The 13,473-nt window shown below is 73.2% G+C and carries 14 protein-coding genes; 7 read left to right on the top strand and 7 right to left on the bottom strand.

Annotated features, from left to right (window positions below; genetic code table 11):
- Positions 1-25: 25 nt before the first annotated feature.
- From fmt to ACIP93_RS19860, 7 genes are all read left to right on the top strand, one after another.
- Entirely contained in the window at positions 26-967 is a 942-nt protein-coding gene (gene fmt / locus ACIP93_RS19890) for a methionyl-tRNA formyltransferase (protein ID WP_401760688.1), read from the top strand.
- A gap of 68 nt (positions 968-1,035) precedes the next feature.
- Complete coding sequence (locus tag ACIP93_RS19885) at positions 1,036-2,544, top strand: RsmB/NOP family class I SAM-dependent RNA methyltransferase (RefSeq protein ID WP_401760687.1); 1,509 nt, start codon at positions 1,036-1,038, stop codon at positions 2,542-2,544.
- 153 nt (positions 2,545-2,697) lie between these two features.
- Positions 2,698-3,384 carry a ribulose-phosphate 3-epimerase gene (gene rpe / locus ACIP93_RS19880; protein ID WP_345224992.1) on the top strand — a complete coding sequence of 229 codons (687 nt, stop codon included), beginning with the start codon at positions 2,698-2,700 and terminating at the stop codon, positions 3,382-3,384.
- Between the two features lie 151 nt (positions 3,385-3,535).
- A complete protein-coding gene (locus tag ACIP93_RS19875; protein ID WP_401761017.1) occupies positions 3,536-4,549 on the top strand; it encodes a sugar-binding transcriptional regulator in 1,014 nt (337 codons plus the stop codon).
- Between the two features lie 367 nt (positions 4,550-4,916).
- Positions 4,917-6,302 (top strand): GuaB1 family IMP dehydrogenase-related protein, encoded by a 1,386-nt coding sequence (locus ACIP93_RS19870; protein WP_401761015.1) that lies wholly within the window; start codon positions 4,917-4,919, stop codon positions 6,300-6,302.
- A 157-nt stretch (positions 6,303-6,459) separates the two neighbouring features.
- Positions 6,460-7,083, top strand: coding sequence for a response regulator (locus ACIP93_RS19865; protein WP_401761014.1), 624 nt, complete (start codon positions 6,460-6,462; stop codon positions 7,081-7,083).
- A 195-nt stretch (positions 7,084-7,278) separates the two neighbouring features.
- The gene (locus ACIP93_RS19860) at positions 7,279-8,151 is read left to right on the top strand and encodes an RNA polymerase sigma factor SigF (RefSeq protein WP_380837877.1); all 873 of its coding nucleotides are present in this window, start codon (positions 7,279-7,281) and stop codon (positions 8,149-8,151) included.
- Positions 8,152-8,340: 189 nt separating this feature from the next.
- On the opposite strand, the gene ACIP93_RS19855 is transcribed toward ACIP93_RS19860, so the two are convergent.
- The 7 genes from ACIP93_RS19855 to ACIP93_RS19825 form a co-directional block, all read right to left on the bottom strand.
- The gene (locus tag ACIP93_RS19855) at positions 8,341-8,724 is read right to left on the bottom strand and encodes an ATP-binding protein (RefSeq protein WP_345225003.1); all 384 of its coding nucleotides are present in this window, start codon (positions 8,722-8,724) and stop codon (positions 8,341-8,343) included.
- Between the two features lie 67 nt (positions 8,725-8,791).
- Positions 8,792-9,178, bottom strand: a complete 387-nt coding sequence (locus ACIP93_RS19850; RefSeq protein ID WP_345225005.1) for an STAS domain-containing protein — start codon at positions 9,176-9,178, stop codon at positions 8,792-8,794.
- Positions 9,175-10,422, bottom strand: a complete 1,248-nt coding sequence (locus ACIP93_RS19845) for a PP2C family protein-serine/threonine phosphatase (protein ID WP_345225007.1) — start codon at positions 10,420-10,422, stop codon at positions 9,175-9,177. The genes ACIP93_RS19850 and ACIP93_RS19845 overlap by 4 nt, the downstream gene beginning before the upstream one ends.
- Positions 10,419-11,540 carry an ATP-binding protein gene (locus ACIP93_RS19840; RefSeq protein WP_401760684.1) on the bottom strand — a complete coding sequence of 374 codons (1,122 nt, stop codon included), beginning with the start codon at positions 11,538-11,540 and terminating at the stop codon, positions 10,419-10,421. Before ACIP93_RS19840 ends, ACIP93_RS19845 begins: the two co-directional genes overlap by 4 nt.
- On the bottom strand, positions 11,540-11,899 hold the full coding sequence (locus ACIP93_RS19835; RefSeq protein WP_345226661.1) for an anti-sigma regulatory factor: 360 nt from the start codon (positions 11,897-11,899) through the stop codon (positions 11,540-11,542). The genes ACIP93_RS19840 and ACIP93_RS19835 overlap by 1 nt, the downstream gene beginning before the upstream one ends.
- Positions 11,900-11,990: 91 nt before the next feature.
- Positions 11,991-12,407 (bottom strand): STAS domain-containing protein, encoded by a 417-nt coding sequence (locus tag ACIP93_RS19830; RefSeq protein ID WP_345225010.1) that lies wholly within the window; start codon positions 12,405-12,407, stop codon positions 11,991-11,993.
- Positions 12,404-13,285 (bottom strand): STAS domain-containing protein, encoded by an 882-nt coding sequence (locus ACIP93_RS19825; RefSeq protein ID WP_401760682.1) that lies wholly within the window; start codon positions 13,283-13,285, stop codon positions 12,404-12,406. The genes ACIP93_RS19830 and ACIP93_RS19825 overlap by 4 nt, the downstream gene beginning before the upstream one ends.
- Positions 13,286-13,473 lie beyond the last annotated feature (188 nt).

The raw sequence follows: 13,473 nt of genomic DNA, 5'->3' as shown, positions 1-13,473 counted from the left end.
CGCCCGAACGAGAGGCTCGCCACCCATGAAGCTCGTCTTCGCCGGCACCCCCGAGGTCGCCGTCCCCGCCCTGGACGCCCTGATCGACTCGCGGCACGAGGTCGTCGCCGTGGTCACCCGGCCCGACGCCCCGGCCGGCCGCGGCCGGCGTCTCGTCGCGAGCCCGGTCGCGGAGCGCGCGCAGGAGGCGGGCATCGAGGTGCTCAAGCCGGTGAAGCCGCGCGACGAGGAGTTCCAGGCGCGGCTGCGCGAGATCGGCCCGGACTGCTGCCCGGTCGTCGCGTACGGCGCGCTGCTGCCCAAGTCCGCCCTGGAGATCCCCGCCCACGGCTGGGTCAACCTGCACTTCTCCCTCCTGCCCGCCTGGCGCGGCGCGGCCCCCGTGCAGCACGCGGTGATGGCGGGCGACGAGGTGACCGGCGCGTCCACCTTCCAGATCGAGCAGGGCCTCGACTCGGGGCCGGTGTACGGGGTGGTCACCGAGGACGTACGGCCGAGCGACACCAGTGGCGACCTGCTGACCCGGCTGGCCTTCGCCGGGGCGGGGCTGCTCGTGGCGACCATGGACGGCATCGAGGACGGTTCGCTGAAGCCCGTCGCGCAGCCCGCCGACGGCATCACGCTCGCTCCGAAGATCACCGTTGAGGACGCGCAGGTCGACTGGGCGGCCCCGGCGCTGCGCGTCGACCGGATCGTGCGCGGCTGCACGCCCGCGCCCGGCGCGTGGACCGTCTTCCGCGGCGAGCGCCTGAAGCTGGTGCAGACGGCCCTGGTCGCCGACCGCACCGACCTCGCCCCCGGCGAGCTGTCCGCGGGCAAGAACAACGTGTACGTCGGCACCGGTTCGCACGCCGTCGAGCTGCTCTGGGTGCAGCCGCAGGGCAAGAAGCCGATGCGGGCCGCCGACTGGGCGCGCGGTGTGCGCATCACCGGCGGCGAGCTGCTGACCAGGGCCGCGTCCGCCTGAGCGGGCCGCCCGCCGAGAGACCGACGTAACCTGAGGGGGAACCACCCTTCACTCAAGCGGAGCACCTTTTGAGCGACCAGAAGTCCCAGCAGAACCGTCCCCGCAAGCAGGGCGGGCCGGGCACCAAGCCGCCGGGCGGCAAGCCGCAGGGCAAGCAGCCGTACAGGCCCCACCGCAAGCCGGAGAAGGACCCGGTCCGCTTCCTCGCCTTCGAGGCGCTGCGCGCGGTCGACGAGCGGGACGCGTACGCGAACCTGGTGCTGCCGCCGCTGCTGAAGAAGGCCCGCGAGAAGAACGAGGGCTTCGACGGCCGCGACGCCGCGCTCGCCACCGAGCTGGTCTACGGCACGCTGCGCCGCCAGGGGACGTACGACGCGATCGTCGCGGCCTGCATCGACCGGCCGCTGCGCGAGGTGGACCCGCCGGTCCTGGACGTGCTCGCGCTCGGCGCGCACCAGCTCCTCGGCACCCGCATCCCGACCCACGCGGCCGTCTCGGCGAGCGTGGACCTGGCCCGGCTGGTGCTCGGCGAGGGGCGCGCGAAGTTCGTCAACGCGGTGCTCCGCAAGATCTCCCGGCAGGACCTGGACACCTGGGTGGAGCAGGTCGCCCCGCCGTACGAGGAGGACGCCGAGCAGCACCTCGCCGTCGTGCACTCGCACCCGCGCTGGATCGTCTCCGCCCTGTGGGACGCGCTGGGTGGCGGCCGGGCGGGCATCGAGGACCTCCTCGAAGCGGACAACGAACGCCCCGAGGTGACGCTGGTCGCCCGCCCCGGCCGGTCCACGACCGAGGAGCTCCTGGACGTCCTGGGCGAGGAGTCCGGGCTGCCGGGGCGCTGGTCGCCGTACGCGGTGCGGATGGCCGAGGGCGGCGAACCGGGTGCGCTGGACGCCGTACGGGACGGCCGGGCCGGCGTCCAGGACGAGGGCAGCCAGCTCGTCGCCGCCGCCCTGGCGAACGCTCCCGTCGAGGGCCGGGACGAAAGGTGGCTGGACGGCTGCGCGGGCCCCGGCGGCAAGGCGGCGCTGCTCGCGGCGCTGGCCACCGGACGCGGGGCGGTGCTGCTGGCCTCCGAGAAGCAGCCGCACCGGGCGCGGCTGGTGGAGCAGGCGCTGGCGGGCAATCCCGGGCCCTACCAGGTCATCGCCGCGGACGGAACGCGTCCGCCGTGGCTGCCGGGGACCTTCGACCGCGTCCTGGTGGACGTGCCGTGCTCGGGGCTCGGTGCGCTGCGCCGGCGGCCCGAGGCGCGGTGGCGGCGGCGGCCGGAGGACCTGGAGGGGTTCGCGCCGTTGCAGCGGGGACTGCTGCGGGAAGCGCTGAAGGCCGTGCGCGTCGGCGGTGTGGTGGGGTACGCGACGTGCTCGCCGCATCTCGCGGAGACGCGGACCGTCGTGGACGACGTGATCCGGGGACGCGGTGCGGGCAACGAGCCGTTCGAGGTGGAGTGGGTGGACGCGCGGCCGCTGATGCCGGGGGTCTCCGCACTGGGGGACGGCCCCGACGTACAGCTGTGGCCGCACGTGCACGGCACGGACGCGATGTACCTGGCGGTGCTGCGGCGCGTGGCGTAGGGGACGCCGCCCCTCGGCGGCGGGGCGGCGGGCGCGCCTCGCGGGCGGCCGGGGGGACGCGGCGCCGACGGTCCCGCGGGGGCCGTCGTGCGGGCGGGCGCCGGGGGACCGGCCCCGTCCGTGAAGTCCCGCACGGCATGGCAGTCTTGGGGCATGGCAGCGCAGATCAATCCCAGCATCCTGTCCGCGGACTTCGCCCGGCTCGCCGAGGAGGCCCGGGCCGTCGAGGGCGCCGACTGGCTCCACGTCGACGTCATGGACAACCACTTCGTCCCCAATCTCACCCTCGGCGTCCCGATCGTGGAATCGCTCAGCAGGGCCACGGACATTCCGCTGGACTGCCACCTCATGATCGAGGACCCGGACCGGTGGGCCCCGCAGTACGTGGAGGCGGGCGCGGGGTCGGTCACCTTCCACGCGGAGGCGGCCGCCGCCCCCGTCCGCACCGCCCGCGAGATCCGCGCCAAGGGCGCCCGCGCCTCCATGGCGCTCAAGCCCGCGACGCCCGTCGAGCCGTACGAGGACCTGCTCCCCGAGCTCGACATGCTGCTGATCATGACGGTTGAGCCGGGCTTCGGCGGGCAGTCGTTCCTGGACATCATGCTGCCCAAGATCCGCCGCACCCGGCAGCTCATCGCCAAGCACGGCCTCCAGCTCTGGCTCCAGGTGGACGGCGGGGTCTCCGCCTCCACCATCGAGCGCTGCGCCGAGGCGGGCGCGGACGTCTTCGTGGCGGGTTCGGCCGTCTACACCACGGACGACCCGGCGGCCGCCGTGCGCATGCTGCGCCACCAGGCCGAGGAGGCCACCGCGAAGGCTCCCTGGGCCTGCGCCCATTGAACGTCGTCGCAGCATCGGGGCGGCCACGGTAACAAGACGGCAAAATGAACGTGGGCCCGCAGGGCTGATCAAGGTCCGTCGCATCTGACAGGATGAACGACGAACCATTGTGTGAAAGTGAACCAAGGTTAAGGAGATCGCGGTGTCTGCGATGTCAGCGGGCCGGTCGGCCATGCGGATGGGACCCGCTGAACTGGTGCAGGCGGCGGCCATGGCCCGCCGCTTCTACCTGGAGGGCAAGTCCAAGATCCAGATCGCCGAGGAGTTCGGCGTCAGCCGTTTCAAGGTGGCCCGGGTGCTGGAGACCGCCCTGGAACGCGATCTCGTACGGATCGAGATCCGTGTCCCGGCCGAACTGGACGCGGAGCGTTCCGACGCCCTGCGCGCCCGGTACGGCCTGCGGCACGCGGTCGTCGTCGAGTCCCCGGCGGACGCGGCCGACGACGCCCCCGATCCGGAGAACCTGGGCGAGGTCGCCGCCGACCTGCTGGGCGAGCTGGTGAACGAGGGCGACGTGCTCGGGCTCGCCTGGGGGCGCTCCACCATCCACATGGCCGCCGCCCTCCACCACCTGCCGCCGTGCACGGTCGTCCAGCTCACTGGCGTGTACGACGCCGGGACCGCCGAGCGCGGCTCGGTCGAGGCGGTCCGGCGGGCCGCCCAGGTCTCCGGCGGCGAGGCCCACCCCATCTACGCGCCGATGCTGCTCCCCGACCCGGCGACGGCCGCCGCCCTGCGCAACCAGACGGGCATCGCCCGCGCCTTCGACTACTTCGACAAGGTGACGGTGGCGTGCGTGTCCATCGGGTCGTGGGAGCGGGGCATCTCCACCGTGCACGACATGCTCACCGACGAGGAGCGCGCGCACTACGCCTCCCTGGGCGTCGCCGCCGAGACCTCCGCGCACCTCTTCGACGCCCAGGGCCGCCGGGTCGGCCGGGACCTCGGCGAGCGCTGCATCACCGTCGAGGCGGACCGGCTCCGCCGCATACCCGAGGTCGTCGCCATCGCGGGCGGGCTGCGCAAGGCCGCGGCCATCGACGCGGTGCTGCGCTCCGGGCTCGTGACGAGCCTGGTCACCGACACCGCGGCGGCCGACTACCTGCTGAGCGCGGGCGGCCCGCCGCCGCGCCCGGCGCTGGACCGCGCGGACCCGGACGACTGAGCGGCACCGGGCGCGGCCGCACGCGGTTTCCGCCGTACGAGGAAGGGGGCGAGCTGCCGGCCGCCCCCTTCCTCGTATCCCTGGGGGCACCGGGGGCCGGGCAGCGCCCGCGGAAGCGGCGGCCGGTCTGCCTGCCGGCCGGGCCCGGCGGAGACCTCACCCCTTGGAGCATCGGCCAGAGCAGGGGCGCGTCACCTGGAGGATCACCCCGGGGCGCGGAACCGGGCACTCGTGGGACAATCAAGTACGTGCGTTTTCCCCCGGGCTGAAATGCCCCGGGGCCAACACCGAACGACTGGATGTTCCGCGCGTGCGTTTCCTCAACGATCTCAAGCCGCCGTACGACCTCACGTACGACGACGTCTTCATGGTGCCGAGCCGCTCCGCGGTCGGTTCCCGCCAGGGAGTGGACCTCTCCGCCCCCGACGGCACCGGCACCACGATCCCGCTGGTCGTCGCCAACATGACCGCCATCGCCGGCCGGCGCATGGCGGAGACGCTGGCCCGCCGCGGCGGCCTCGTCGTCATCCCGCAGGACATCCCGATCGAGGTCGTCACCGAGGTCGTGGCCTGGGTCAAGACCCGCCACCTCGTCCTCGACACGCCGATCGTGCTGGCCCCGACCCAGACCGTCGCCGACGCGCTGTCCCTGCTGCCCAAGCGGGCGCACAACGCCGGTGTCGTCGTGGACGACGAGCAGCGGCCGGTCGGTGTCGTCACCGACCAGGACCTCGCCGGGGTCGACCGCTTCACGCAGCTCTCCGAGGTCATGTCCAAGGACCTGGTGCTCCTGGACGCCGACATCGACCCGCGCGAGGCCTTCAACAAGCTGGACGGCGCCAACCGCCGCTACGCCCCGGCCGTGCACCGGGACGGCCGCCTCGCGGGCATCCTGACGCGCAAGGGCGCGCTCCGCGCCACCCTCTACACCCCGGCCGTCGACGCCGACGGCAAGCTGCGCATCGCCGCCGCCGTCGGCATCAACGGCGACGTCGCGGGCAAGGCCAAGCAGCTCCTGGAAGCCGGCGTCGACACCCTGGTCGTCGACACCGCGCACGGCCACCAGGAGTCGATGATCGCCGCGGTCAGGGCCGTGCGCGCCCTCGACCCGCAGGTGCCGATCGTGGCGGGCAACATCGTCGCCGCGGAGGGCGTGAAGGACCTGATCGAGGCAGGCGCCGACATCATCAAGGTCGGCGTGGGCCCCGGCGCCATGTGCACCACCCGCATGATGACCGGCGTCGGCCGGCCGCAGTTCTCCGCCGTCATGGAGTGCGCCGCCGAGGCCAGGAAGCACGGCAAGCACGTCTGGGCCGACGGCGGCGTGCGGCACCCGCGCGACGTGGCGATGGCGCTCGCCGCCGGTGCGTCCAACGTCATGATCGGCTCCTGGTTCGCGGGGACCTACGAGAGCCCCGGCGACCTCCAGCAGAGCGCCGACGGACGCTGGTACAAGGAGTCCTTCGGCATGGCCTCCGCCCGCGCGGTCAAGAACCGCACGAGCGAGGAGTCGGCGTACGACCGGGCCCGCAAGGCGATCTTCGAGGAGGGCATCTCGACGTCGCGGATGTTCCTGGACCCGGCCCGCCCGGGTGTCGAGGACCTGATCGACTCGATCGTGGCCGGGGTGCGGTCCTCCTGCACCTACGCCGGGGCCGCCTCCCTGGAGGAGTTCGCCGAGAAGGCCATCGTCGGTGTGCAGAGCGCCGCCGGTTACGCCGAGGGCAAGCCGCTGCACGCAAGCTGGAGCTAGTGCGCGTCGTCCGTGTACGGGCCCGCCTTCCCGTGTCCGGGGAGGCGGGTCCGTGGCGTCCGGCGGGCCGGGACAGCGTCCCGGTGCGACGCGGACACGGACGACGACAGGAGGGGGAGCCGCATTGATCCGGGTGCTGCTGGCCGACGACGAGGCGATGATCCGGGCCGGGGTGCGGGCCATCCTTTCGTCGGCGGACGACATGGAGATCGTCGCCGAGGCGGGTGACGGGCACGAGGCCGTCGAGCTCGGCCTCAAGCACCGGCCCGACGTGTGCCTCCTCGACGTCCGGATGCCCCGGGTCGACGGGCTCAGGGCGGCCGAGGAACTGCGGCGGGTCCTGCCGGAGGCGGCCGTCGTCATGCTGACGACGTTCTCCGAGGACGAGTACATCGCGAGCGCGCTGGGCTCGGGAGCCGCCGGATTCGTCCTCAAGTCCGGGGACCCGCGCGAACTGGTCGCCGGGGTGCGGGCCGCCGCCGAGGGCGGCGCGTACCTCTCGCCCACGGTCGCCCGCCGGGTCCTCACCCACTTCGGTTCCGGGCAGCTCGGCAGGCGGAGCGCGGCCCGGGCCCGCGTCGGCGAACTCACCGCGCGGGAGCGGGAAGTGCTCGCCCTCGTCGGCGCCGGGCTCTCCAACGCGGAGATCGCCCGCCGGCTGCACGTCGTCGAGGGCACGGTGAAGGCGTACGTCAGCCGGATCCTCGCCCGGCTCGGCCTCCGGAACCGGGTCCAGGCGGCGATCCTCGCGTACGAGGCGGGCCTCGTCCGGGAGGAGTGACCCGGGCCGCCGCCCGTGGCAAGCTGGAGGAAGGACCGCTGTGGGCGGTTTGGGGAGGCTTGATACGGGGAGGGGGTGGTAAATCCGCGATGCGAGGGTGGTGTTGAATAAATTAGCGGTGCGTGACCACGCATGGCCCGCGGCTGTCCGGGTACACGCGCCCTGCGCTGATATACCGATGAAGGGGAGGACACCGTGTCCATGGCGACCGCAGTCCCGACGGGAACCACGCGAGGAGTGACCGAGACCGCGCCCGCGGAAAGGGAACTTCCGTACGTGGCGAACCCGTCGGAGGTAGCCCCGAAGGACGCCCGTGAGCTGTCCAGGCTTTTCTTCGCCCGGCTCGCAGTCCTCGAAGAGGGCACGCACGAGTACCAGTACGCGCGCAACACCCTGATCGAGCTCAACCTGGCCCTGGTCAAGTACGCGGCGACCCGCTTCCGCAACCGCGCCGACCAGATGGAGGACATCGTCCAGGTCGGCACGATCGGCCTGATCAAGGCGATCGACCGGTTCGAGCTGACCCGTGAGGTCGAGTTCGCCACCTTCGCCATGCCGTGCATCGTCGGCGAGATCAAGCGGTTCTTCCGCGACACCAGCTGGTCCGTGCACGTGCCGCGTCGCCTCCAGGAGCTGCGGATAGACCTCGCGAAGGCGTCCGACGTGCTGTTCCAGCAGCTCGACCGGGCCCCGACGACCAGCGAACTCGCCGCCTACCTCGACATGGAGGAAGACGAGATCGTCGAGGGTCTCGTCGCCTCCAACGGTTACACGGCGGGCTCCATCGACATCCCGCTCGACGACGGCGCGGACTCCGGTGCGCAGACCCTCGCCGACCGCCTCGGCGACACCGACGCCGACATGGAGATCGTCGAGAACGTCCAGGCGCTCAAGCCCCTCATCGACGAGCTGGACGAGCGCGACAGGCGCATCCTGAGCATGCGGTACGGCGCGGAGATGACCCAGTCGCAGATCGGAGCCGAGCTGGGCGTGTCCCAGATGCAGGTGTCCCGGCTGCTGACGCGCATCACCAAGCGGCTGCGCGAAGGACTGCTCGTCCAGGAGTGAGTGCGGAGAAGCATCGAAAGGGCCCGGATCCGCTCGCTTGCGGGATCCGGGCCCTTTTTCACGCCCGCTCTCCGTCCGCTTCCGCTGTCATGGCCGCCGTCGCCGTCGCCGTCCGCGCCGGTTCCGGACCGGCTCGGTGCATGCGCACCGGGTGTGTGCGTACGGTTCCGGGGCCGCCCGTCCCGCGCCTCAGCAGACCGCGTCCGCCGGGCGGAGCCAGGTGGCCCGCACCTGCTTGCCGTCCGGCAGGGGACGCACCTCCACCTGACCGGCCAGGCGCTGCACCATGTGCCAGCCGAAGCCGCCCCCGCCCGCGAAGTCCGGCTCCCGGGGGACCGGCGGCTCCCGGCTGGAGTCCTCCATGTCGATCACGAGCTGTTCCTTGCCGACGCGCAGCCGCAGCCGCCACCAGCCGGACGTGTGCCGTACGGCGTTGGTGACCAGTTCGCTCACCACCAGCAGGACCGCGTCGAGATCGGCCCAGGGGCAGTGCTGGGCGAGATACACGGCGGCGGCGTCTCGGGCGGTGGCACTGTCTCCCTGCGCTCCTTGCGGTGAATCCAGGACAACCACGGGCGGCTCCTCAGTCATCAACCGCTCGCATACCCCGACATCACCCACTCATCGCCCCCGTGCCCGTTCAGTTGTGCACGCTCTCGGCGAAGGCCGCCTCGGGGTCGGCGTAGGTGCGGAAGACCTCGTCCAGACCGGTGATGCGGAATATCTTCGCCACCATCGGCGTGATCCCCGTGACGACGATCTCCGCGCTCGCGGCCTGCGCCACCTTCCGCGCGATGACCAGCATCGTCACCCCGCTGGAGTCGAAGAAGGTCACCTCGGAGAGGTCCATCACCAGCAGGTCGCCGGGGGCCGGCGAGAGCCCGTTCAGCGCCGTGCGCAGTCGGGGGGAGTTGTCGAAGTCCAGGTCGCCCGCGACGGCCAGCACCACGCCGGCGTCGCGGCCCCGGACCGTGACGGTCCGCACGTCGACGGTCAGTTCGCGGGCGGGGGGAAGGTCAGGGTTCATGCGCTGTCCTCGCGGGTTCTGCGGACGGTCAGGGCCACGGTGTCGTCCGGGTGCAGGATCACCGTGTGCATGTCGGCGGCGATCGCGCCGGGGATCTTCTCTATGGGCAGGTGGCGGTGGGCGCGGGCGGCCTCCAGGAGCCGCTGCTCGCCCTCGCGGGGGTCGCGGCGGCTCTCGGTCAGGCCGTCGGTGTAGAGGACCAGGAGGTCGCCGGGGGCCAGCTCCTCGTACAGGAGCTGCTCACTGCCGGGCAGGGGGTAGCCGATGCCCCGGCCGCGTACCTCCAGGTACTCGGCGCGGCCGTCCGCGCGCACCACCAGGGCGGGCGGGTGACTGCCGTTGGCGAGGGAGAAGGCGCCGCCCCGCGGGTCGATCCTGGCCAGCAGGACGGTCGCCATCAGGTCGCGGTCGAAGGGCAGCAGGATCTCGTCCGTGCGGGCCACGATCGACTCCAGCGGGTGGCCCTCCAGTGCCAGGGTGCGCACCGCGTGGGTGACGTTGAGGGCGCTGCGGGTGCTGGTGACACCGTGGCCGAGGGCGTCGACGAGGGTGATGTGGACGCGGCCGTCGGGGAGCAGGAACCAGTCGTAGAGGTCGCCGCCGGTCGGCGCGTCGGTGCCCGCCGGTTCGTAGTGCACCGCCATCTCCAGGCCGGGCACCCGTACCGGCGAGGGCCGCAGGGCGTCCTCCAGCTCGCGCAGCATCTGGCCGTGCGCGCGCCGCAACTGCTCGTCCCGTTCCTCCAGTTGCACGTAGAGGGCCAGTACGCCGCTGTTGGTCTCGGCCAGTTCGTGCTTGAGGCGCTTGTGGTCCTCGGCGAGCGCGTCGGCCCGGGCGACCGCGGCCCGCAGCTCCTCCTCCAGCAGTTCCGTCGTCCCCGGCGTCCCGCCGCCCTGCGCCGGAATCGTGGCCCGGGGGTGCGGCAGCCGCCACACGGCTGCCGCGTCCGCCATCCGCTCGGCGGGCAGCGGCAGGTCCCGCAGCTCCTTCGGCGACGGCGGGCGCGGCGCCAGCGGCGTGCGCAGCCGTACGGTCAGCACCGCCTCGTCGTCCTGCGGGCCGGCCTCCCGGGTGGCGTGCAGCGTGACCGAGCGGCCCGCGCCCAGCTCCTCCGCGGCCACCTGTGTCACCGCCAGCGCCAGCCGGGCGCGCTGCTCGACCGGCAGGTCCAATTGGTGGGCGAGGCGGCGCAGGGTGGTGCGCAGCCCGGGCAGGGAGTGGTGGGTGGTGCTGTGGGGGATCATGCGTCTCTCTTCGGAGCGGGCGCGGGCCCGCCCGGCGGGATCGGGGCGCCGGCCGGGGCCTGCGCGCCGGTCGCGAGCACGGTGGCGTCGTCGCGGCCGCGCCGGAAGCCGTGGGCGAGCGAGGCCACCAGCAGGGGCGGCGGCAGGCGCAGCAGGAACGGGGAGGGGTCGTGCGTCCAGCGGGGGTCGATGCCGTCGCTGTGCAGGACCAGCGTCGAGCCCGGCGGCACCGGGATCCGCCGCACCCGGGGCCGCGGCATGTTCCAGCCGACCACGCCCGGCTGCCCGGTCGTCCGTGAGCGCACGCCGTCGAAGCCGACCGTCTGGGCCCGCACATTGCCCACCGAGCAGTGGTCGGCGTCCCCGTCGGGCCGCAGCCGCAGCAGCCCCACGGCCGCGCCCCGGGTGTGCCGCAGCGCCCGGTGCAGGGCGGACAGCAGCTCGGGCAGCGGCGGTTCGGGGGCGCGGCGGAACGCGCGCAGGGCGGTGTCGGCGGCCTCCTCGGCGGCCTCGCCGTGCCCGAGGCCGTCCACGACCACGAGGGTGCGCCGCCCCGCCCCGGCGTCGGCGACCGCCCAGCCGTCGCCGCAGCTGTGCTCGCCCTCCAGCGGCAGGCACAGGGCCGCCAGGTCGGGGCCGGGGGGAGGCGGGGCTCCGGGGGCGAAGACGCGGGCGCAGATCAGGGTGCCCCCGCCCGGCCTCGTGCGCAGGGAGAATTCGGAGGCGATGCGGCGGACCGCGCCGAGGCCCGAGCCCAGCGTGTTCGTGGTGGTCCAGCCGTCCGTGAGGGCGGCCTCCAGGTCGGGGATGCCGGGGCCGCGGTCGGTGGCGAGTATCTCCACGCCAGGACACAGCGGCAGGGGCTGCACGAACACCGAGCCGTCCTGGGCGTGCTTGGCGATGTTGCTGGCCAGTTCGCTGGCGAGGACCGCGGCCCGCTCGGGCAGTGACCCCGGCAGCCCGCTGTCCTCGGCGGCGCGGCGGGCCGTGGCGGCGGCCAGGTGGACGGCGCTGTAGTGGTCGATCCGGACGCGGGTGGCGACGGCCGCGCCGAACCTGCCGCCGGACCCGGTCCCCCGGGGAGCCGGGCCGGCGGGTGTCGCCGCCTCGCCCTGCATCAGCGTCCGTTCCAGCGGGTGGCGACGACGGTGGTGCCCTCGCCCGCGTGGCTGTGCACGGCGAACTCGTGCATCAGGCGCCGGGCCCCGCCCAGGCCGTGGCCCAGGCCGGCGCCGGTGGTGTAGCCGTCGGTCAGCGCCGCCTCCAGGTCCGGGATGCCCGGGCCGTCGTCGCGCATGACCAGCCGCAGGCCGGTGCGGCCGCCCTCGCGCACCTGCTCCACGGTGAGACTGCCGCCGCCGCCGTGGATGTAGGCGTTGCGGGCCAGTTCGCTGGCGGCGGTGACGATGCGGGTCTGGTCGACCAGGCCGAAGCCCACCTCGACGGTGGCCGCCCGTACCGCATGACGGACCGTCAGGAGGTCTTCCTCGGTGACGACCTGGTACGTCTGCGCGCTGCCGTCGCTGCCCCCGCCGTCCCGCTCGGGGTGCGCGGCTCTGGTGAGCTGTTCATCGTAGAGAGTCACGAGGGGCCTCCCCAGGCGGCTGGGGCATGCGCTGCCAGCCCAGCGCGACGAGACCCGCTTCCGCGTTGAGGGCCGTCTCCACGCCGGTCAGTTGCAGTCCGAGTTCGACCAGGGTGATCGCCACGGCGGGCCGCATGCCCGCCACGATCACCCGTGCGCCCAGCAGCCGTGACATGGTGGTGAGTTCCATCAGCATGCGGGCCACGAAGGAGTCGACGAGCTCCAGCCGGGAGATGTCGATCAGCACGCCGCGCGCCGCGTCGCTGACGATCCGCTCGGTCAGCTCGTCGGTGAACGCCATCGCCGACTTGTCGTCCAGCTCGTTCAGCAGACCGGTCACCAGCACGTCGCCGAGCCGCAGGATCGGCACCCCGCCGTCCCGGGGGTGGGGGGTGCTCACGGCCCCGCCGGTGCGTGCGGCGTCGGGACCGACGGCTGGTCGGTGAGGCGTACCGCGGCGGTCAGGGCGTCGGCGAGCGTCGAGTGGGTCAGGATGGTGGAGAGGTCGATGCCGAGCTGGGCGATGGTCTGCGCGATCGGCGGCCGGATGCCGGAGATGACGCAGTCCGCGCCCATCAGCCGCACCGCGTTCACCGTGTGCATCAGGTGCTGGGCGACGGCGGTGTCCACGGCCGGGACGCCGGTGATGTCGATGATGGCGACCCGCGCCTCGTTGTCCTGGATGGCCTGCAGGAGGTTCTCCATCACGACCTGGGTGCGGGCCGTGTCCAGGGTGCCGATCAACGGCACCGCGAGGACGTGGTGCCACAGCCGCACGACCGGGGTGGACAGCTCCATCAACTGGTTCGACTGGCGCTGGATGATCTCCTCGCGGCCCTCGACGTACGTCTCGAAGGAGAGCGCGCCCGCCGCGTCCAGCAACCGGTTCACCAGGACCGCCGCGTCGAACAGCTCGCGGGAGTCCGCGGTGGTGTGCTGCACCGCCTCCAGCAGGGCCTCCTTCAGGGACAGCACCGCGAGCGACGTCGCCGTGGGCGTCGCGCCCGCGCGGGCCCGGCGCAGCGACAGCTCTATGACCGTTCTGCGCAGTTCGTGCTGGGAGGCCACGAGCTGTCGCACCGGTACGTCGCTGGCGAGGCCCGCGCCGAGGGCGGTGATCAGCAGATCCGCCTCCTCGCGCAGTTCGTACTCGCCCAGGTCGACGCCCAGGGTCGACTGCTCCAGCTGGAGCCGGACCCAGCGATCCGCGATCTCCTGCTCCCGTTCGCGCAGGGCGTCCAGAAGACGGTCCCGCACGGTGGTCTCGCTGGTACTCAACCCTCACCTCTCGCCGTTGGCATCGCTTGCCGGGCGGCAGCCTGCCGGAGCTGCCGGTCGTCCGGGCTTTCAGCCGAACGATGGTAGTCGCATCGGCCGAACGGTCCGCACCACGCAGCCCACGGGGCCCCGGTTACCCCGCCCGCCGCGGAACATGCGCATCGCCGCCGCCCCGAATCGACGGGCTT

Origin of the sequence: Streptomyces sp. NPDC088745 (genome assembly GCF_044751045.1) — a bacterium.
Classification (GTDB): domain Bacteria; phylum Actinomycetota; class Actinomycetes; order Streptomycetales; family Streptomycetaceae; genus Streptomyces; species Streptomyces cremeus.
This window is presented reverse-complemented; position numbering and strand designations above follow the sequence as displayed.

Bases quoted from the DNA above. Each gene is read 5' to 3' on its own strand.
- ACIP93_RS19875 (WP_401761017.1), top strand. From the start codon at position 3,536: ATGTCAGCGGGCCGGTCGGCCATGCGGATGGGACCCGCTGAACTGGTG.
- rpe (WP_345224992.1), top strand. From the start codon at position 2,698: ATGGCAGCGCAGATCAATCCCAGCATCCTGTCCGCGGACTTCGCCCGG.
- ACIP93_RS19850 (WP_345225005.1), bottom strand. From the start codon at position 9,178: ATGAACCCTGACCTTCCCCCCGCCCGCGAACTGACCGTCGACGTGCGG.
- ACIP93_RS19840 (WP_401760684.1), bottom strand. From the start codon at position 11,540: ATGCAGGGCGAGGCGGCGACACCCGCCGGCCCGGCTCCCCGGGGGACC.
- ACIP93_RS19870 (WP_401761015.1), top strand. From the start codon at position 4,917: ATGGTGCCGAGCCGCTCCGCGGTCGGTTCCCGCCAGGGAGTGGACCTC.
- fmt (WP_401760688.1), top strand. From the start codon at position 26: ATGAAGCTCGTCTTCGCCGGCACCCCCGAGGTCGCCGTCCCCGCCCTG.
- ACIP93_RS19865 (WP_401761014.1), top strand. From the start codon at position 6,460: ATGATCCGGGCCGGGGTGCGGGCCATCCTTTCGTCGGCGGACGACATG.
- ACIP93_RS19845 (WP_345225007.1), bottom strand. From the start codon at position 10,422: ATGATCCCCCACAGCACCACCCACCACTCCCTGCCCGGGCTGCGCACC.